This window comes from Agrobacterium sp. SORGH_AS_0440, from assembly GCF_031453135.1.
Lineage (GTDB): Bacteria > Pseudomonadota > Alphaproteobacteria > Rhizobiales > Rhizobiaceae > Agrobacterium > Agrobacterium pusense.
In genome coordinates, this window is sequence record NZ_JAVIYR010000002.1 from 628,171 (window position 1) to 646,536 (window position 18,366).

Consider the following 18,366-nt stretch of genomic DNA (forward strand, 5'->3'; position numbering starts at 1 on the left):
ATATAGCATCGCTTGTCCTTCGCGGCCAGTAAAACCGGAGCCTTTGCGGCTTGCCGCACAGGGCTTCATCCTCTAAAGCATGTCTCCCAAAAGTGCGCAGCGGTTTTGGGATAAAGACATGCGTAAAAACAGAATTTAAAGCGCGGCGCGCTTTAACACCGGCATAATTTCAGGAAAATATCGGATCGGCACCATGAGCGAAAAAGCAAAAAAGCCTCAGAAACTGAAAGCCCGCCTGCCGCGCGGCTTCGTGGACCGCTCGGCTGCCGATATCCATGCCACCAACGAGATGATCGACAAGATCCGCAGGGTTTATGAGCTTTACGGTTTCGACCCGATCGAAACGCCGCAGTTCGAATATACCGATGCGCTCGGCAAGTTCCTACCGGACAGCGATCGTCCGAACGAGGGCGTGTTTTCGTTGCAGGATGACGACGACCAGTGGATGAGCCTGCGCTACGATCTGACGGCGCCGCTCGCACGCCATGTGGCTGAAAACTTCAACGAAATCCAGCTGCCATACCGCACCTATCGCGCCGGTTATGTCTTCCGCAATGAAAAGCCCGGCCCCGGCCGTTTCCGGCAGTTCATGCAGTTCGATGCCGATACGGTGGGTGCATCCGGCGTGCAGGCGGATGCCGAAATGTGCATGATGATGGCAGATACGCTGGAAGCACTCGGCATCAAGCGCGGAGATTACGTTATCCGAGTCAACAACCGCAAGGTGCTCGATGGCGTCATGGAAGCCATCGGTCTCGGTGGCGAGGAAAATGCCGGTCGTCGTTTGAACGTGCTGCGCGCTATTGATAAGCTCGACAAGTTCGGCCCTGAGGGTGTGAAGCTGCTGCTCGGCCCCGGCCGCAAGGACGAGTCCGGTGACTTTACTAAGGGTGCCGGTCTCGGTGACGAGCAGATCGAAAAGGTCCTGTTTTTCGTCGGCATCAAGGATTATGCGGCGAGCGCCGATGATCTGGCGAAACTGGTCGCGGGCACCTCGAAAGGCGAGGAGGGCGTTGATGAACTAAACATCATCGGCGCTCTGGTCTCCAGTGCCGGTTACGATGCGGATCGCATCAAGATCGACCCCTCGGTCGTTCGCGGCCTCGAATATTATACAGGCCCGGTCTATGAGGCCGAGCTCACCTTCGACGTCACCAACGAAAAGGGCGAAAAGGTCGTGTTCGGCTCCGTCGGCGGCGGCGGCCGTTATGACGGCCTCGTCTCCCGCTTCATGGGCCAGCCGGTTCCCGCCACGGGCTTCTCCATCGGCGTTTCTCGCCTGATGACGGCGCTCAAGAACCTCGGTAAGCTCGGCCAGGTGAAGCCGCTCGCACCCGTTCTCATCACCGTCATGGATGGTGATGTGGAGAGTATGAGCCGTTATCAGCGCTTCACCCAGGCGCTGCGGGCCGAAGGCATCCGCGCCGAAATGTATCAGGGCAACTGGAAGAAATTCGGCAACCAGCTGAAATACGCCGACCGCCTCGGTTCCCCCATTGCCATCATTCAGGGCGGTGACGAGCGCGCCGAAGGCGTGGTGCAGATCAAGGACCTGATCGAAGGCAAGCGCCTCTCCGGCGAGATCGAGGACAATGCCAGCTGGCGCGAGGCGCGTGTGGCCCAGGTCAGCGTGCCGGAGGCCGAGCTGGTGGCAAAGGTCCGCGAGATTCTGGAGCATCAGGCAGAGGACGTTCGCCGCGCCGCCGAAGGGCGCTGAAGCCATGGGGATCTTGGCGCTCGACCATGTTCAACTGGCGATGCCGGCTGGCCGTGAAAAAGAGGCGCGGGCTTTTTACGGGAGCCTGCTCGGCTTTGCGGAACAGGCAAAACCGGCCAATCTGGTTGCCCGCGGCGGCTGTTGGTTCAGCCGGGGTTCGATAAAACTGCACCTGGGCATCGAGCAGGATTTCCGACCGGCGAAAAAAGCCCATCCGGCGTTTCTGGTCGATGACTTGGCAGACTTGCGAAAAACACTTGAAACAGCGGGCTGCCATGTGGTTGAGGATGAACCGCTTGAGGGATATCACCGGTTTTATGTCCATGATCCCTTCGGAAACCGCATCGAAATGATGCAGCCGCTCGAACCGTGACGAAAAGTACCGTTCCATGCCCCTGATCGACATGCCGGAGTTTTCCGGAGAGCTACTGGAAGAATTCGCCGCGCGCCGCACGAGTCGCGTGAACACGCCCGTCATCCAGCCTGCGGAACCGTTTCTGGATATGGCTGGCGAGGATTTGCGCCGCCGTATCTTCATGACGGAAAGCGAGACGGGTGAGAGCCTGTGCCTGCGGCCCGAATTCACCATTCCCGTCTGCCTGCGCCATATCGAGACGGCGACCGGCACACCCAAACGTTATTCCTATCTCGGTGAAGTCTTCCGCCAGCGCCGCGAAGGTGCGAACGAATTTTATCAGGCCGGCATCGAGGATCTCGGCGATACCGATATTGCTGCCGCCGATGCGCGTGCCGTCATCGATGCCACCGGGATTCTGCAGCGCCTGCTGCCGGGCCGGGCGCTTGCCGTCACCCTGGGCGATCAACAGGTGTTCGAGGCGGTTGTTGCCGCCCTTGGCCTGCCGCTCGGCTGGCAGAAGCGGCTGGTACAGGCCTTCGGTGACATGGCGCAGCTTGACGCGTTGCTGGAAAGCCTCATGCATCCCAAGCCGATGACCGGGCTGGACGCCCGCGTCGCCGGGCTATTGGCGACCGGGGATGAGGCGGTGCTGGTCGATTATCTCGATACGGTGATGCAGGAAACCGGCTACTCCACCAATGCAAGCCGTTCACCACAGGAAATCGCCCGCCGCCTGAGGGAAAAACTGGCCCTTGCGGCGCACACGTCTACCGGATGACAGTTTTGCGCTGCTGAAGCAGTTCCTCGCTTTGAAGGCGCCTCTGCTGCAAGCCTCGCAGGTTCTGGCCGATTTTGCTGCAAAGGCGAAGCTGAAACTGGACGGGGCGCTTTCCGCTTTCGATAAGCGTGTCGCAGCTCTTTCTAACGCTGGCGTTGACCTCGAAACCGTCACCTATGGCGCGGCATTCGGTCGTCCGCTCGACTATTATACCGGCCTTGTTTTCGAGGTGGTGGAAGCGGGTGGAGATAGTGTTCTCGCCGGTGGCGGCCGTTTCGACCGGCTGCTGACGCTGCTCGGCGCACAGGAAAAAATACCGGCCGTGGGCTTCTCGCTCTGGCTGGATCGCATCGAAACGGTGCGCGGGAGTAAGCCATGATCACCATCGCATTGCCCTCCAAGGGCCGGATGAAGGAAGACTCCTCCGCCGTTCTCGAACGCGCCGGGCTGAAAGTCGCTGCCGTCGGCAATGATCGTTCCTATCGCGGCCGCGTCGAAGGGCGCGACGATATCGAGATCGCCTATCTGTCGGCGTCAGAAATCGCCCGCGAGATCGGCGCCGGCACGGTGGATTTCGGCGTGACCGGGGAGGACCTTGTGCGTGAAGGGCTGACCAATGCCGATGCGCAGGTGGAATTCTGCGCCCGTCTCGGTTTTGGGCATGCCGACGTCGTGGTCGCCGTGCCGGAAATCTGGCTGGATGTGGACAGCATGGCAGATCTGGGTGATGTCGCTTCGGAGTTCCGCGCCCGCCATGGTCGAAGGCTCGCCATCGCCACCAAATACTGGCGGCTGACGCAGCAGTTCTTTTCACGCCAGCACGGCATCCAGCTTTACCGCATCGTCGAAAGCCTCGGTGCCACCGAAGGCGCGCCGGCGGCGGGGCAGGCGGATATCATCGTTGATATCACCTCCACGGGTTCGACGCTGAAAGCCAACCATCTGAAAATTCTCTCCGACGGTATCATCGTGCGTTCGGAAGCCTGCTTTGTCCGCGCCCGCAAACCGGAGCATGACGGCGATGGAAGGATTGAGGAGATAGCGTCGCGCATCAGGGCGGCGGTCTGAGCGTCAAAACACAAAAGCCGCTGGATCGCTCCAGCGGCTTTTTCGTTAGCGGGACGCCTGAATCAAGCGTGAGCCAGAGCGACGCCGCGCTTTGCATCGACGGAATAAGCACCGGGACCGAAGGCGGCGAGCAGGATATAAGCGCCGGCCAGGGTGATGTTTTTCATCAGCATGATGCCGTTCAGCGCATTGATCCAGCCAAGCGCCGGGTCAGGCCAGCCGGGAACGGCAACGGTGCCGCTGTGGAAAACGAGGCCGGTGAAGACGCAGAAGACGGCAAGCGCCCAGGCGGCGATTTTCGTCTGGAAACCGACGAGAATGGCAAGGCCGGTCACGAGTTCGAAGAGGCCTGCGAGATATGCAAGCGCGGTTGCGGCAGGCATGCCGGCACCGGCGATCATGCCGGCCGTACCGGCCGGATCGGTAAGCTTGCCGAAGCCGGCATAGATAAAGATGAAGGATAGCAGAATGCGGGCAATAAGAACGAGAACGTTCTGGCTGCTGGACATGGAAATCTCCGGTAAATGATCGGCGTTTCGCCGGTTGGGGCAATGTCTGGAGATATCAATGACTGAAAATCATTCGCCCATAAAGATGAACAACAGAAGACGAATTGTCTTTATTTTGTGAACGATGGTGAAACTGGAAACAGGATATCAGGCGGCGAAGCGCATGTCTTCGAAACGGGGAAACAGGAACAGTCCCGTGATACGACCGGGCTGGCCATCTTCAAAATTGAAGGATTCACCCATGCAGATGACCGGTTGCCGCAGGGCCGGCAACATCGAGATGCCGGTTGAAAAGCAGAAACGCGAGGGGGCGGAAGAAGCCTGTTCGAATAGTTCCAGCACCCGGGCGTGGTCAGCGCGGTCGTAACAGCGGACGAGGCTGAGCAGGCCGCACTCACCCGGCGGCACCCCATGCATGAAAGATGCGTGTTCGCCGAGCCGGATGACACCGCTCGAAAGCTCACTGCTCCATTCTTCCGAAATGAAGAAACGCGCCAAAGTCCGTGGATCCGGTGTGGTGGGAGCCGCCGCGGGCAAAGCATCGTTGCGTCTTGATATTTCGAACAATTCGCGCCCCCGTATGAACATCGCGCCGGCGCCGCTTTTGAAGCGTTATCGCCGGGTCGAACTTCCACCGCCATCCGCAGTCGGACGTATCTGCCAGGCATCGAAACCCCTTCAATGCTTGCGTCCCGTCGCGGCACCCTTACGGGGGCTGCTTATAGTTTATTTTCTTCTACCTACAACAACCAGTCAGTGAGAAATATAAAAATAATATGTATTTCTTCTTCAAAACCGCGAGACTTGTGAAAAGCCACAACTAAATAGCGTACTTACAGGTCACTTGGCGCCGATATCGAGTCCCGTGGTGATGATGATTCGCAGCAGCGCCACCGCAATATTCCATGAGCCGCAAAAAAACGGCGGGATAAATGCGGCGCTGTTCCAAAACGGGACAATATTTGAGCCCTTCCGCGTGGGCCTTCGAAATTGTGCAACCGGTTGATTTTACGAGGCATCTCTCTGGGAAGTGCCGACGTTCTGCTCAGTCTGGCGTCGAGGTTCACAAACTGCGCTCTTTTCTCTTCGGTCAGGGGACAAGGCCGACCCGACGAGTGCCGTTCATTATCCCGATGACAGGACTGATTAGAAGTCCATGCCGCCCCGTCTGGCGCGCTGGCGACGCCGGACCACTCAAGAGGCATTGGCGGCCAACGAAAAAAGGGCGATCCGAAGACCGCCCATTCATTATTCCGATGACAGAACTGGTTAGAAGTCCATGCCGCCCGTCCGGCGCGCTGGCGACGCCGGACCACTCAAGGGGCATGGGTGGCCAACGAAAAAGGGCGATCCGAAGACCGCCCTTTCATTATTCCGGAGACAGGACTGATTAGAAGTCCCTGCCGCCCGTCCGGCGCGCTGGCGACGCCGGACCACTCAAGGGGCATGGGCGGCCAACGAAAAAGGGCGATCCGAAGACCGCCCTTTCATTATTCCGGTGACAGGACTGATTAGAAGTCCATGCCGCCCATGCCGCCGCCCGGCATTGCCGGCATCGGAGCGTCCTTCTTCGGAAGCTCGGCGATCATGGCTTCGGTGGTGATCAGCAGCGAAGCAACCGAAGCTGCGTTCTGCAGAGCCGTGCGGACAACCTTGACCGGGTCGACGATGCCGAGCTGGATCAGGTCGCCATATTCGCCGGTCTGGGCGTTGTAGCCGTAGTTGTCTTCGTTCTTCTCGAGGATCTTGCCAACAACGATGGAAGCTTCGTCACCAGCGTTGTCTGCAATCTGGCGAACCAGAGCCTGCAGGGCGCGGCGGATGATGTTGATACCAGCTTCCTGGTCGTCGTTTTCGCCCTTGACGGCGATCTTCGTGGACGAACGCAGCAGAGCCACGCCACCACCAGGCACGATGCCTTCCTGAACGGCAGCGCGCGTCGCGTTGAGAGCGTCGTCGATGCGGTCCTTCTTTTCCTTCACTTCGACTTCCGTCGAACCGCCAACGCGGATAACGGCAACGCCGCCAGCGAGCTTGGCAAGGCGTTCCTGCAGCTTTTCGCGGTCGTAGTCGGAGGTGGTTTCTTCGATCTGGGCCTTGATCTGGGCAACACGACCTTCGATGTCGGACTTCTGGCCGGCGCCGTCAACGATCGTGGTGTTTTCCTTGGAGATCGAAACCTTCTTCGACTTGCCGAGCATGTCGAGCGTAACGTTTTCGAGCTTGATGCCGAGGTCTTCGGAAATGACGGTACCACCGGTCAGGATGGCGATGTCTTCCAGCATGGCCTTGCGGCGGTCGCCGAAGCCAGGAGCCTTGACGGCAGCGATCTTGAGGCCGCCACGCAGCTTGTTGACGACGAGCGTTGCAAGAGCTTCGCCTTCGACGTCTTCAGCGATGATGACGAGCGGCTTGCCGGTCTGAACGACAGCTTCGAGAACCGGCAGCATGGCCTGGAGGTTCGAGAGCTTCTTTTCGTGCAGAAGGATGTAGGCGTCTTCGAGGTCCGCAACCATCTTTTCAGGGTTGGTCACGAAGTAGGGCGACAGGTAGCCGCGGTCGAACTGCATGCCTTCGACGACTTCGAGTTCGGTTTCAGCGGTCTTGGCTTCTTCAACGGTGATGACGCCTTCGTTGCCGACCTTCTGCATTGCTTCAGCAATGTCGAGACCGATCTGACGTTCGCCGTTTGCGGAGATCGTGCCGACCTGCGCAACTTCTTCAGAGGTGTTGATCTTCTTGGCCTTGGCCTGAAGGTCCTTGACGACTTCAGCAACGGCCAGATCGATACCGCGCTTCAGGTCCATCGGGTTCATACCGGCAGCAACTGCCTTGGAACCTTCGCGAACGATGGCCTGGGCCAGAACGGTCGCGGTGGTGGTGCCGTCACCGGCGATGTCGTTGGTCTTGGAGGCAACTTCGCGAACGAGCTGTGCGCCCATGTTCTCGAACTTGTCTTCCAGTTCGATTTCCTTGGCGACCGAAACGCCGTCCTTGGTGATGCGCGGAGCGCCGAAGGACTTGTCGATAACGACGTTACGACCCTTCGGGCCGAGGGTTACCTTCACTGCATCAGCAAGAACGTCGACGCCCTTGAGCATCTTTTCGCGTGCTGTGCGGCCGAATTTTACTTCTTTGGCTGCCATTTTCAAAACTCCTGGTTTCGAATGGCCGGACGGGGTCCGGCTTGAAATTTAAGGAAGGATGGGGTGGCCGAAATCAGCCGATGATGCCCATGATGTCGGCTTCCTTCATGATCAGAAGGTCTTCGCCGTTGAGCTTGACTTCGGTGCCCGACCACTTGCCGAACAGAACGCGATCGCCAACCTTGACGTCGAGAGCGACGACCTTGCCGGCTTCGTCACGTGCGCCGGAACCGACGGCGACGATTTCGCCTTCCTGCGGCTTTTCCTTGGCGGTGTCGGGAATGATGATGCCGCCCTTGGTCTTTTCTTCGGACTCAACGCGACGAACAACGACGCGATCGTGAAGCGGGCGGAAATTGGTGCTTGTCATTGTCTAATCCCTCGATCAAATGACTGCGCGAGCTTTTGGAACTCGCCTGATGGGTGTTAGCACTCTCGTTTATCGAGTGCCAGCGGAACCGAGATAAGGAGGGCTTCTTCCGGAGTCAAGAACGCCCTGTCTGAAAAATTTCATGGCTTATGGTTACCAGCGTTCCATGACAGGAATTTCTATGTCTGCGCGATGCTATGAAGCTTCACATCGGGAGGCTGGAAGGCTCGAAAAGCGCGCTGCTGTCTTCCTCAGGCTTGTCCCGTGAATATGATCTGACAACGCATTGATTTTCGTGACGGGTTTGGATGCGCGGGATAAGTCTGAGGATGACGTCGAGTGTGACGCGCCATTCCGTTCAGTCCGAAGCCCGGACCGGCGGCGCTTTTTTCCTTGCCATCGGCGTCCCGCTTTGCGATGTGACGCACACACTCTTCTCGCATCCGGAAAGCATCTCATGGCCCACCGCATTCAAACTCTCGGCGAAATCACTGATGGGTTCGACGTTATCCTGTCGGATGTCTGGGGCGTGCTGCACAATGGCGTCAGCGCCTTTCCGGACGCGGCCATTGCCCTGAGAAGCGCGCGCGAAGCCGGCAAGACCGTGGTTCTCATCACCAATTCACCGCGTCCCGCGCCCGGCGTCATCGCCCAGCTGCGTGTGCTCGGCGTGCCCGACGAGGCCTATGACCGCATCGTCACCTCGGGCGATGTAACGCGTGGCCTGATCGCGGAAGGCCCCAGAAAAGTCTTCCTGCTGGGACCGCAGCGAGACATGCCGCTGTTGGAGGGTCTCGATGTCGAGGTGGTTGGCGAGGCCGACGCGGACTCCGTGGTCTGCACCGGCTTCTTCGACGACGAGACGGAGACGCCGGAGGACTATACCGAAATGCTTAAGGGCTTTATTGCCCGCAACGTGCCGATGATCTGCGCCAACCCGGATCTGGTGGTGGAGCGCGGCGAGCGCATCATTCCCTGCGCCGGCGCCATGGCCGCCTATTACGAACAGCTTGGCGGCGAGGTTCGCATCGCCGGAAAGCCGCATGCGCCGATCTATGAGGCGTGCCTTGCAGCGGCCAAGGAAGTGCGCGGCGCCTTCGCCAAGGATCGCGTTCTCGCCATCGGTGACGGCATGCCGACGGATGTGAAGGGCGCGATTGCGAGCGGTCTCAACCTTCTTTATATCAGCGGCGGTATTCACGTCGCCGAATATACGCTGAACGGCCAGACGGACGAGGCGCTTCTCAATGCCTATCTCAAGGGGCAGGGCGCTTCACCCGGCTGGTGGATGCCCCGACTTGCCTGAGGACGCATTTCTACGTCTCGCCTCGGGAATAGCTGGCGCTGGAATGGATCGACTGTCATGACCGTCTTTCACCGCAATGAAAAAAAAAGAGCCGCTGCCCGAAGCTCTTCGTGGCGGCGTCGTCGCTATCGGCAATTTCGATGGCGTGCATCGCGGCCACCGGGCCGTGCTGGATCGCGCGCTGGAACTGGCGGAAGCCCGCGGCGTCCCCGCGCTGGTGCTGACCTTCGAGCCGCATCCCCGTTCCGTGTTCAGGCCCGATACGCCGGTCTTTCGCCTCACGCCTGCGCCATTGAAGGCGCGCATCCTTGAGGCCATCGGTTTCCGCTCGGTCATCGAATATCCGTTCGACCGCGAGTTTTCGCAGCGCTCGGCGGAAGAGTTCGTCCAGTCCATCCTGATTGACTGGCTGCATGCGAGCGCCGTCGTCACCGGTTTCGATTTCCATTTCGGCAAGGGCCGGGAAGGTGGGCCGGCATTCCTGATGGAAGCCGGAAAACGCCATGGCTTCGATGTGACGCTAGTGGACGCTTTCCGCGACGAGGGCGCGGATGTCGTCTCTTCCAGCCGGATACGCTCGCTTCTGTGCGAGGGTGATGTGGCGGGCGCCGCAGGCCTGCTTGGTTACCGTTTCACGGTGGAAAGCGAAGTCATCGGCGGCCAGAAGCTTGGCCGCACGCTGGGTTACCCCACCGCCAACATGGCGCTGGCGCCGGAAACGGAACTGAAGGCCGGCATCTATGCCGTCCGCTTCCGCCGACCCGATGGCTCGATCCGCGACGGCGTGGCGAGCTTCGGTTATCGCCCGACGGTCACGGACAACGGCGCGGCGCTGCTCGAAACATTCGTCTTCGATTTCTCCGGTGATCTTTATGGCGAGGTCTGTTCGGTCTCTTTCTTCGGGCATCTGCGCGATGAGTTGAAATTCGATGGTCTCGATCCGCTCGTGGCGCAGATCAAGCGGGATGAAGAAGAGGCGAGGGCGATGCTGTCGGGTGTGCAGCCGCTGAGCGAAGTGGATGCGAAGATCGCGTTTTGAGCAGGCTGTGGGGCATGTCCTTATTCGCCCGCCCCTTGCCGTCGCTTTTCTCTTCCTTTTTACCGGAAAACCGCATAAACAACCGGCCATGTCCCAATACCGGTTGAAATTTGCAGTTCAGATTGGCCGAATTATTGGCCCGGCCTTCCGCCCGCTCTGAGAGAGCCGGAAGGTCCGGGATTTTGGCGCTTCTGTGACAGACGGACGTGGCGCTTTCCGAATTTGCCCTCTTTGCAATTGATATGGCGCGGCCCGCACGGCGCGCAACAACGGTATGATCATGAGCGACACCGCAGAAAAACTGGACTACTCCACCACCCTCTATCTTCCGCAGACGGATTTTCCGATGCGCGCCGGCCTGCCGCAGAAAGAACCGGAAACGGTGAAGCGCTGGCAGGAAATGGGTCTCTACAAGAAGCTGCGCGCCTCGGCCGCCGGCCGCGAGAAATTCGTGCTGCATGACGGCCCGCCCTATGCCAACGGCAACATCCATATCGGCCATGCGCTGAACAAGATCCTGAAGGACGTCATCACCCGCTCGTTCCAGATGCGCGGTTACGACGCCAATTACGTGCCCGGCTGGGATTGCCATGGCCTGCCGATCGAATGGAAGATCGAGGAAGCCTACCGCGCCAAGGGCAAGAACAAGGACGAGGTTCCGGTCAACGAATTCCGCAAGGAGTGCCGTGAGTTTGCGGCCGGCTGGATCAAGGTCCAGTCGGAGGAGTTCAAGCGCCTCGGCATCGAGGGTGACTTCGAAAACCCCTACACGACGATGAATTTCCACGCGGAAGCCCGCATCGCCGGCGAACTTTTGAAGATCGCCAAGAGCGGCCAGCTCTACCGCGGTTCCAAGCCGATCATGTGGTCGGTCGTGGAGCGCACGGCGCTGGCGGAAGCGGAAGTCGAATATCATGACGTCGAGAGCGACACGATCTGGGTGAAGTTCCCGGTCGTTGAAGGCTCTGCCGAGCTTGATGGCGCTTCCATCGTCATCTGGACGACCACGCCGTGGACGATCCCCGGCAACCGCGCCATCTCGTTTTCGTCACGCATCGCCTATGGCCTTTATGAGGTCACGGCGGCGGCCAATGATTTCGGACCGCAGCCGGGCGAAAAGCTCGTCTTCGCAGACAAGCTGGCAGCCGAATGCTTTGCCAAGGCGAAGCTCGAATTCAAACGCCTGCGCGATGTGAAGGCGGAGGAGCTCGCCGCTGTTACCTGCGCCCACCCGCTGGCATCGCTGGGTTACACCTTCCCTGTTCCGGTTCTCGATGGCGATCACGTCACCGACGATGCAGGTACCGGCTTCGTGCACACAGCCCCCGGCCATGGCCGCGAGGACTTTGACGCGTGGATGGCGCAGGCGCGCGATCTGGAAGCGCGCGGCATCTCGTCCAAGATCCCGTTCACGGTCGGCGATGACGGTTTCTACACCGAAGACGCCCCCGGTTTCGGCCCGTCGGCCGAAGGCGGTGCCGCCCGTGTCATGGACGATAACGGCAAGAAGGGTGACGCCAATGACCGAGTCATCAAGGCGCTGATCGCGGAAAACAACCTGTTTGCCCGCGGCCGTCTGAAGCACAGCTATCCGCATAGCTGGCGCTCCAAGAAGCCTGTCATCTTCCGCAACACGCCGCAATGGTTCGTCTATATGGACAAGGAACTGGGCGACGGCACGACGCTGCGCTCCCGTTCGCTTTCCGCCATCGACCAGACCCGCTTCGTGCCGGCTTCCGGCCAGAACCGCCTGCGCGCCATGATCGAAGGCCGCCCGGACTGGGTTCTGTCGCGCCAGCGCAGCTGGGGCGTGCCGATCGCCGTCTTCGCCGACGAGAAAGGTGAAGTTCTGATCGACGAAGCCGTCAACGCCCGCATCCTCGAGGCTTTCGAGGCCGAAGGCGCGGACGCCTGGTTCGCCGAAGGCGCCAAGGAACGCTTCCTTGGCAATGACCACGACCATGCCAAGTGGCAGCAGGTCATGGACATCCTCGACGTCTGGTTCGACAGCGGCTGCACTCACACCTTCACGCTGGAAGACCGCCCGGACTTGAAGTGGCCGGCGGATGTCTATCTCGAAGGCTCCGACCAGCATCGCGGCTGGTTCCATTCGTCGCTGCTCGAAAGCTGCGCGACGCGCGGCCGTGCGCCTTACAATGCCGTTGTGACCCACGGTTTCACCATGGACGAGCAGGGGCGTAAACAGTCGAAGTCGCTCGGCAACGTGGTTGCTCCGCAGGAAGTCATGAGCCAGTCGGGTGCCGACATCCTGCGCCTGTGGGTGATGACCACGGATTACTGGGAAGACCAGCGCCTCGGCAAGGCCATCATCCAGACCAATGTCGATGCCTATCGCAAGCTGCGCAACACCATCCGCTGGATGCTCGGTACGCTCGCCCATTACAAGGGTGAGGAGATCGCCTATGACGATCTGCCGGAGCTGGAAAAGCTGGTGCTGCACCGCCTGTCCGAACTGGATGGCGTTGTTCGCGAAGGTTATGACGGCTTCGAGTTCAAGAAGATCACCCGTGCGCTGATCGACTTTGCCAATGTCGAGCTTTCGGCCTTCTATTTCGACGTCCGCAAGGACACGCTGTATTGCGACGCGCCGTCGTCACTGAAGCGTCGCGCGGCCCTGTCGGTCATCGCCAAGCTGTTCGATTGCCTGGTGACGTGGCTTGCCCCCATGCTGCCCTTCACCACGGAAGAAGCATGGCTGTCGCGCTACCCGGATGCGGAGTCTGTGCATCTCGCCCAGTTCCCGGAAATCCCGGCAAACTGGAAGAATGATGCGCTGGAAGCGAAGTGGGAGAAAATCCGCAAGGTCCGCACCGTCGTGACGGGCGCGCTTGAAGTCGAGCGCCGTGAAAAGCGCATCGGTTCTTCGCTGGAAGCGGCTCCGGTCGTCCACATCGCCGACGCCGATCTTCTGGCCGCGCTGAAGGATCAGGACTTCGCCGAAATCTGCATCACCTCGGCCATCACGGTTGTGGGTGACGAAGGCCCTGCCGACGGTTTCCGCCTGCCGGAAGTTCCGAAGGTCGTGGTCGAGCAGAAGCTCGCGGAAGGTGAAAAATGCGCGCGTTCGTGGCGCATCACCACCGATGTCGGCTCCGATCCGGATTATCCCGATGTATCGGCGCGCGATGCGGCCGCCCTGCGCGAGCTTGCGGCCCTGGCATAATGAAAATGGCCGGATGAATTGCGCTTTGCCTCTTCATCCGGTACACCTGCCTGAAAATGGCCGGATTTACAGGGCAATGCGGGCTGCCGCCTGCCGAAAGACGATGTCTGGCGAAGTGGGACGGACGGCTGGAAGGGTTTCAATGAAGACGATGCAGGGTAATGCGCAGGGTTTGGGCATGTTTCGCACGGTGGTTGGCGTCACGACGATAGGCGTGCTGCTCGGCGCGTGCACGAGCCCGACCTACGGTACGGGCAAGACGGCAGCCGAACAGCTTGTCGACGATCTCGGCAACGCAACCTCGATCACCGGCGACCAGACCAAGCGCAACCTGAAATATGGTCCTCGCCCGGGCCTCGTCGTTCCCGCCCAGGCCCGTGCCGAGCAGCTGGCTCAGCCGCAGCAGAACATGGCGAGCCGCGAAAACAACCCGCAATGGGTCGAATCGCCGGAAGAAACCCGCGAACGCCTGCGCGATGAGGCGGATGCCAACAAGAACAACCCGCATTATCGTTCGCCGCTGCTCGCCGGCAACGGCACCGCCGGTCAGATGACGGAAAGCCAGAAGTGGGAAGCCTTCCGCAAGGCCAAGGCCGAAGCCCAGGGCGGCTCTGTGGTCAACGCCCAGCGCAAGTTCCTCACCGATCCGCCGGCCGAATATCGCAGCGTTCCGCAGGATCAGCTGACCGATCTCGGCGAGCCGGAGCAGAAAAAGGAAAAGCGCCGCAAGAAAGAAGCGGCAATGGCCGGCACCGGCAAGAGCTGGTGGAACCCCTTCCAGTAATGGCGAATGGTTGATGGCTGGCGGGAAGGCTTACGCCTCCCGCGAGTCGCTCAGTCGTCGAGACGTTTCCCGCGGAAAAATTGCCGCAGGATGTCAGCACTTTCACTCTCCGCCAGTCCCGAATAAACATCCGGCGCATGATGGCATGTCGGCTGGCTGAAGAACCGCACGCCACTCTCCACTGCACCGCCCTTCGGGTCTTGCGCGCCATAATAGAGCCGACGGATACGGGCAAATGAAATTGCCGCCGCGCACATGGTGCAAGGCTCCAGTGTCACATAGAGATCGGCACCGGGCAGGCGTTCCTGTCCCAGCGCCTCGCAGGCCATACGGATCACGGCGATTTCAGCATGCGCCGTCACATCGTTCAATTCACGGGTGCGGTTGCCGGAACGGGCGATGACGCGACCGTCCAGTACCAGTACGGCGCCGATTGGAACCTCCTGCCGCTCGCCGGCGGCACGGGCTTCCCAAAGCGCCAGCTCCATGAAATGCGTCCTTTCGGCCATTGCGTTTCAATTTCCTCTTAACCCTTGTGCTTGGACCTGATAGGACAGCCCAAACAACAGGCAAACAGCAAATGACTTTTAAAGACAAGCCGAAGCGTGACGGCGGCAAGACATTTAGCCGAGACAGGAAGCCGAAAGGCCCCGGCAAACCCGCAGCCGAGCGCGAAAAGAAACCTGCCGAGGCAAAGGCCGCCCCGGTGCCTGAAACCGTTGGCGCCTCGAAGCCCGAGCGCATTTCCAAGATCATGGCGCGCGCCGGCGTGGCTTCGCGCCGCGATGTCGAGCGCATGATCATGGAGGGCCGCGTGTCGCTGAACGGCGTCAAGCTGGATACGCCTGTCGTCAACGCCACGCTGTCGGACAAGATCGAAGTGGATGGCATGCCGATTCGCGGCGCCGAGCGCACGCGGCTGTGGCTTTATCACAAGCCCGCCGGTCTGGTGACCACCAATTCCGACCCGGAAGGCCGCCCGACCGTTTTCGACAATCTGCCGAGCGACCTGCCGCGCGTCCTCTCCATCGGCCGCCTCGACATCAATACCGAAGGCTTGCTGCTGCTTACCAATGATGGCGGTCTTTCCCGCGTTCTGGAATTGCCGACCACCGGCTGGCTGCGCCGTTACCGCGTGCGCGCCCATGGTGAGGTGGATCAGGCGGCGCTCGACAAGCTGAAGGAAGGCATCGCCGTCGATGGCGTGCTCTACGGCGCGATCGACGCCACGCTTGACCGTACCCAGGGCCACAACGTCTGGATCAGCATGGGCCTGCGCGAAGGCAAGAACCGCGAGATCAAGAACGTGCTCGGCGCGCTCGGCCTCGAGGTCAACCGTCTGATCCGCGTTTCCTACGGTCCGTTCCAGCTGGGTGATCTGCCCGAAGGCAAGGTGCTGGAAGTGCGTGGCCGGATGCTGCGCGACCAGCTCGGCCCGCGCCTGATCGAACAGGCGGGCGCCAATTTCGATGCGCCGATCTACAATGCCCCCGTTGAGGACGCGGAAGACAACGCGCCGAAGCGGCCCGCGAAGGCCGAATGGGCAAAGAGCGATGCGCCGGAAGGCAAGCCACGCTTCGAAAAAGGCGGCAAGTCCGAGGACCGCCGTGAAAAGGCGCTTGGCCGCCTCGACACCAAGCGGGGCGACAAGCCCGCCGGCAAGTTCGGCTCCAAGCCTGCCGGCAAGTTCGGCGCCAAGGGCCGCACCGAGGACGAGGGTGACGACCGCCGCCCCCGCCAGCCTGCCGGCACAAGCCGCACGGCCAATGTCTGGATGGCGCCTGGTGCGAAGCCGACCCGTGACGGCAAGGAACGCAAGTCTTCGGCCCGTGCTGAGGCGGAAAGCCTGTTCAAGAAGCCTTCTGCGCAGGACGAAGCCCGCCGCAGCCTCGTGCGCCATGCCGATGAAGACGGTGAGTGGATTCGTTCCGAACCCACCCGCGACGATGACCGCGGGCAGGGCCGTGGCGATCGCTCCGCACGTGGCGAGAAGAATTTTGGCGATCGTGGCGGACGCGGCGGCAAGTCGTTCGGCGATCGGCCGTTCCGCGACCGTCCCCGTGAAGATGGCGACCGCCCGCGTGGTGCCAAGCCGTTTGGTGACCGTCCGGCCCGGGGCGACAAACCCTTTGGCGACCGGCCCTTCCGTGACCGCCCGCGCGAAGACGGTGACCGTCCGCGCAGCGACCGCCCACGTGGCGAAAAGAGTTTCGGCGATCGCACCGCCCGGGGGGAAAGACCCGCTGGTGACCGTCCGTTCCGAGACAGACCCCGTGACGACGGTGATCGCGCCCGCGGCGAGCGGCCAGCGGGTGACAAGCCCCGCGGCGGCAAGCCGGGCGGCAAACCCGGCTTTGGCAAGCCGTCCTTCGGAAAATCGGGCGAGCGTGGCGAACGTTCGGGGTTTTCCGGAAAAGGCGCTGGCGGCAAGGGCCCCGGCGGTAATAAGCCGGGCGGCAAGGGCCCGGGTGGCAAACCTTCTGGAGGCAGGGGAATGACACGTAATGCGGATCGTAGGCGGTGAGTTCCGCGGCCGGACCTTGGCCGCGCCGAAAACAAATTCCATTCGTCCGACCATCGACAGGACGCGGGAAAGCCTCTTCAACATTCTGAGCCATGCCTATCCGGAAAGTCTGGATGGCACGCGCGTTCTGGACGTTTTCGCCGGAACCGGTGCGGTCGGGCTGGAGGCGCTTTCGCGCGGCTGTCGTGTGGCGCTTTTCGTCGAAAACGGCGTCGAGGGCAGGGGGCTGCTTTGGGAAAATATCGATGCGCTGGGTCTGCATGGCCGCGCCCGCATCTTGCGGCGTGATGCCACCAAGCTCGGTGGCGTCAACAATATCGAGCCGTTCGATCTTCTTTTCGCCGATCCGCCTTATGGCTATGGCCATGGCGAAAAGGCTTTCGCGGCTGCCCATAGTGGCGGTTGGCTCAACGCCGGCGCGCTTGCCATTCTGGAAGAGCGCGGCGATGTGACGGTCAATGTCGATCCGGCGTTCAAGCTGCTTGAAAGCCGTATCTTCGGCGACACGAAGATGCATTTCTACCGCTACGAGCCCTGACGGGGAGTGCCCCGTCACGCCACGGTCTTGTCTTGTTTGCCGGATAGGCAGACCCCTTCACCGTGGTAACCAGTTTTGGGTGTTTCGCATGGATCAGGCTGGGAACGAAAGCGTCACGATCGTCCGCGCCGGAGAAGAAGTTCTCGAAGGCGATGGTGCGGGCAATCATGAGCCGACATTCGGACTGGCGCTCGGCGGCGGCGGCGCACGCGGCATCTGCCATATCAACGTTATCGAGGCTTTCGACGAACTCGGCATCCGGCCCGTGGCAATTTCCGGTTCGTCCATCGGCTCCATCATCGGCGCGGGCATGGCGGCCGGCATGTCTGGCCGCGAAATCCGCGAATACACGCTGGAACTCATGGGACGCAAAGGTTCGGTCGCCAACCGGCTCTGGAGCCTCGGCCCGGCATCGATGCGCCATGCGGTGGACGGTTTTCGTCTCGGCCAGTTCAATCTCGAACTCATTCTCCACGCCTTGATGCCACAGGCGCTGCCGAAGGATTTTTCCGAACTCGCCATTCCGCTCAAAGTGATAACCACGGATTATTACGCCCAGACCGAAGTGGTGGTCGAGAGCGGCGAGATCATCCAGGCGCTGGCGGCTTCCGCCGCCATTCCGGCGCTGTTCATGCCTGTTCGTATCGATGGCCGCATCATGATCGATGGCGGTATCTTCAATCCGGTTCCCTATGAACATTTGCTGGATCACGCCGATATCGTTATCGGCGTCGATGTCGTCGGTGGCCCGGAAGGGGATGGAACCACCATGCCCAGCCGATTGGAAAGCCTGTTCGGCGCCAGCCAGCTGATGATGCAGGCGGCGATTGCCCTGAAGCTCAGACTGCGCCCGCCACACATTTTCCTACGCCCTCCGGTTCACCGTTTCGGCGTGCTGGACTTCCTGAAGTCGGAAGAGGTGCTGAACGCGTCGTCCGGCATCAAGGACGATCTCAAACGGCAGATCGAGCTGCAGGTGGAGCTGTTTCATCGCGGGCACGGCGTGGAGGCTTAAGCAGCAATCCCTGAGTATTCGCTAGGAACG

General features: G+C 60.8%; 14 protein-coding genes and 2 pseudogenes. 11 read left to right on the forward strand and 5 right to left on the reverse strand.

From position 1 onward, the window contains the following. The first annotated feature begins 193 nt into the window (after positions 1 to 193). The 4 genes and pseudogenes from hisS (at position 194) to hisG (ending at position 3,921) form a co-directional block, all read left to right on the forward strand. Positions 194 to 1,717, forward strand: coding sequence for a histidine--tRNA ligase (gene hisS, locus QE453_RS12315; protein WP_072494018.1), 1,524 nt, complete (start codon positions 194 to 196; stop codon positions 1,715 to 1,717). Positions 1,718 to 1,721: 4 nt separating this feature from the next. Beyond that, the gene (locus QE453_RS12320) at positions 1,722 to 2,090 is read left to right on the forward strand and encodes a VOC family protein (protein ID WP_137068389.1); all 369 of its coding nucleotides are present in this window, start codon (positions 1,722 to 1,724) and stop codon (positions 2,088 to 2,090) included. A gap of 16 nt (positions 2,091 to 2,106) precedes the next feature. Continuing rightward, a pseudogene (locus QE453_RS12325) lies at positions 2,107 to 3,232 on the forward strand (ATP phosphoribosyltransferase regulatory subunit). Next, complete coding sequence (hisG, locus tag QE453_RS12330; RefSeq protein ID WP_004440190.1) at positions 3,229 to 3,921, forward strand: ATP phosphoribosyltransferase; 693 nt, start codon at positions 3,229 to 3,231, stop codon at positions 3,919 to 3,921. Before QE453_RS12325 ends, hisG begins: the two are co-directional and overlap by 4 nt. Positions 3,922 to 3,983: 62 nt before the next feature. Here hisG and QE453_RS12335 read toward each other — a convergent pair whose 3' ends face one another. The 4 genes from QE453_RS12335 to groES all read right to left on the reverse strand — a co-directional run bounded on the left by QE453_RS12335 (position 3,984) and on the right by groES (position 7,946). Next, the gene (locus QE453_RS12335; RefSeq protein ID WP_004440191.1) at positions 3,984 to 4,430 is read right to left on the reverse strand and encodes a DoxX family protein; all 447 of its coding nucleotides are present in this window, start codon (positions 4,428 to 4,430) and stop codon (positions 3,984 to 3,986) included. A gap of 147 nt (positions 4,431 to 4,577) precedes the next feature. Next, positions 4,578 to 5,018 carry a hypothetical protein gene (locus QE453_RS12340; RefSeq protein ID WP_222857004.1) on the reverse strand — a complete coding sequence of 147 codons (441 nt, stop codon included), beginning with the start codon at positions 5,016 to 5,018 and terminating at the stop codon, positions 4,578 to 4,580. 923 nt (positions 5,019 to 5,941) lie between these two features. After that, positions 5,942 to 7,576, reverse strand: a complete 1,635-nt coding sequence (gene groL / locus QE453_RS12345; RefSeq protein ID WP_004440194.1) for a chaperonin GroEL — start codon at positions 7,574 to 7,576, stop codon at positions 5,942 to 5,944. A gap of 73 nt (positions 7,577 to 7,649) precedes the next feature. Continuing rightward, positions 7,650 to 7,946 carry a co-chaperone GroES gene (groES, locus tag QE453_RS12350; RefSeq protein WP_004440196.1) on the reverse strand — a complete coding sequence of 99 codons (297 nt, stop codon included), beginning with the start codon at positions 7,944 to 7,946 and terminating at the stop codon, positions 7,650 to 7,652. A 457-nt stretch (positions 7,947 to 8,403) separates the two neighbouring features. On the opposite strand from groES, the gene QE453_RS12355 reads away from it, so the two are divergent. The 4 genes and pseudogenes from QE453_RS12355 (at position 8,404) to QE453_RS12370 (ending at position 14,259) form a co-directional block, all read left to right on the forward strand. After that, entirely contained in the window at positions 8,404 to 9,252 is an 849-nt protein-coding gene (locus QE453_RS12355; protein WP_004440197.1) for a TIGR01459 family HAD-type hydrolase, read from the forward strand. A 57-nt stretch (positions 9,253 to 9,309) separates the two neighbouring features. Further along, positions 9,310 to 10,291 (forward strand): annotated as a pseudogene (locus QE453_RS12360) (bifunctional riboflavin kinase/FAD synthetase). A 280-nt stretch (positions 10,292 to 10,571) separates the two neighbouring features. Then, complete coding sequence (ileS, locus tag QE453_RS12365) at positions 10,572 to 13,475, forward strand: isoleucine--tRNA ligase (protein WP_309777146.1); 2,904 nt, start codon at positions 10,572 to 10,574, stop codon at positions 13,473 to 13,475. A gap of 142 nt (positions 13,476 to 13,617) precedes the next feature. Next, complete coding sequence (locus tag QE453_RS12370) at positions 13,618 to 14,259, forward strand: hypothetical protein (RefSeq protein WP_004440212.1); 642 nt, start codon at positions 13,618 to 13,620, stop codon at positions 14,257 to 14,259. Between the two features lie 50 nt (positions 14,260 to 14,309). Here QE453_RS12370 and QE453_RS12375 read toward each other — a convergent pair whose 3' ends face one another. After that, positions 14,310 to 14,768 (reverse strand): nucleoside deaminase, encoded by a 459-nt coding sequence (locus tag QE453_RS12375; RefSeq protein WP_004440213.1) that lies wholly within the window; start codon positions 14,766 to 14,768, stop codon positions 14,310 to 14,312. A gap of 71 nt (positions 14,769 to 14,839) precedes the next feature. Between QE453_RS12375 and QE453_RS12380 the strand changes: the two genes are divergently transcribed. From QE453_RS12380 to QE453_RS12390, 3 genes are all read left to right on the forward strand, one after another. Next, entirely contained in the window at positions 14,840 to 16,783 is a 1,944-nt protein-coding gene (locus QE453_RS12380) for a pseudouridine synthase (RefSeq protein ID WP_004440215.1), read from the forward strand. Beyond that, positions 16,764 to 17,321: a 16S rRNA (guanine(966)-N(2))-methyltransferase RsmD gene (rsmD, locus tag QE453_RS12385; RefSeq protein ID WP_022555694.1), complete on the forward strand. Its 558-nt coding sequence runs from the start codon at positions 16,764 to 16,766 to the stop codon at positions 17,319 to 17,321. The genes QE453_RS12380 and rsmD overlap by 20 nt, the downstream gene beginning before the upstream one ends. Positions 17,322 to 17,409: 88 nt before the next feature. Then, on the forward strand, positions 17,410 to 18,336 hold the full coding sequence (locus QE453_RS12390) for a patatin-like phospholipase family protein (RefSeq protein ID WP_022555695.1): 927 nt from the start codon (positions 17,410 to 17,412) through the stop codon (positions 18,334 to 18,336). Positions 18,337 to 18,366 lie beyond the last annotated feature (30 nt).

Coding starts and splice junctions, on each gene's coding strand:
- hisS (WP_072494018.1), top strand. CDS start 194: ATGAGCGAAAAAGCAAAAAAGCCTCAGAAACTGAAAGCCCGCCTGCCG.
- QE453_RS12320 (WP_137068389.1), top strand. CDS start 1,722: ATGGGGATCTTGGCGCTCGACCATGTTCAACTGGCGATGCCGGCTGGC.
- hisG (WP_004440190.1), top strand. CDS start 3,229: ATGATCACCATCGCATTGCCCTCCAAGGGCCGGATGAAGGAAGACTCC.
- QE453_RS12335 (WP_004440191.1), bottom strand. CDS start 4,430: ATGTCCAGCAGCCAGAACGTTCTCGTTCTTATTGCCCGCATTCTGCTA.
- QE453_RS12340 (WP_222857004.1), bottom strand. CDS start 5,018: ATGTTCATACGGGGGCGCGAATTGTTCGAAATATCAAGACGCAACGAT.
- groL (WP_004440194.1), bottom strand. CDS start 7,576: ATGGCAGCCAAAGAAGTAAAATTCGGCCGCACAGCACGCGAAAAGATG.
- groES (WP_004440196.1), bottom strand. CDS start 7,946: ATGACAAGCACCAATTTCCGCCCGCTTCACGATCGCGTCGTTGTTCGT.
- QE453_RS12355 (WP_004440197.1), top strand. CDS start 8,404: ATGGCCCACCGCATTCAAACTCTCGGCGAAATCACTGATGGGTTCGAC.
- ileS (WP_309777146.1), top strand. CDS start 10,572: ATGAGCGACACCGCAGAAAAACTGGACTACTCCACCACCCTCTATCTT.
- QE453_RS12370 (WP_004440212.1), top strand. CDS start 13,618: ATGAAGACGATGCAGGGTAATGCGCAGGGTTTGGGCATGTTTCGCACG.
- QE453_RS12375 (WP_004440213.1), bottom strand. CDS start 14,768: ATGGCCGAAAGGACGCATTTCATGGAGCTGGCGCTTTGGGAAGCCCGT.
- QE453_RS12380 (WP_004440215.1), top strand. CDS start 14,840: ATGACTTTTAAAGACAAGCCGAAGCGTGACGGCGGCAAGACATTTAGC.
- rsmD (WP_022555694.1), top strand. CDS start 16,764: ATGCGGATCGTAGGCGGTGAGTTCCGCGGCCGGACCTTGGCCGCGCCG.
- QE453_RS12390 (WP_022555695.1), top strand. CDS start 17,410: ATGGATCAGGCTGGGAACGAAAGCGTCACGATCGTCCGCGCCGGAGAA.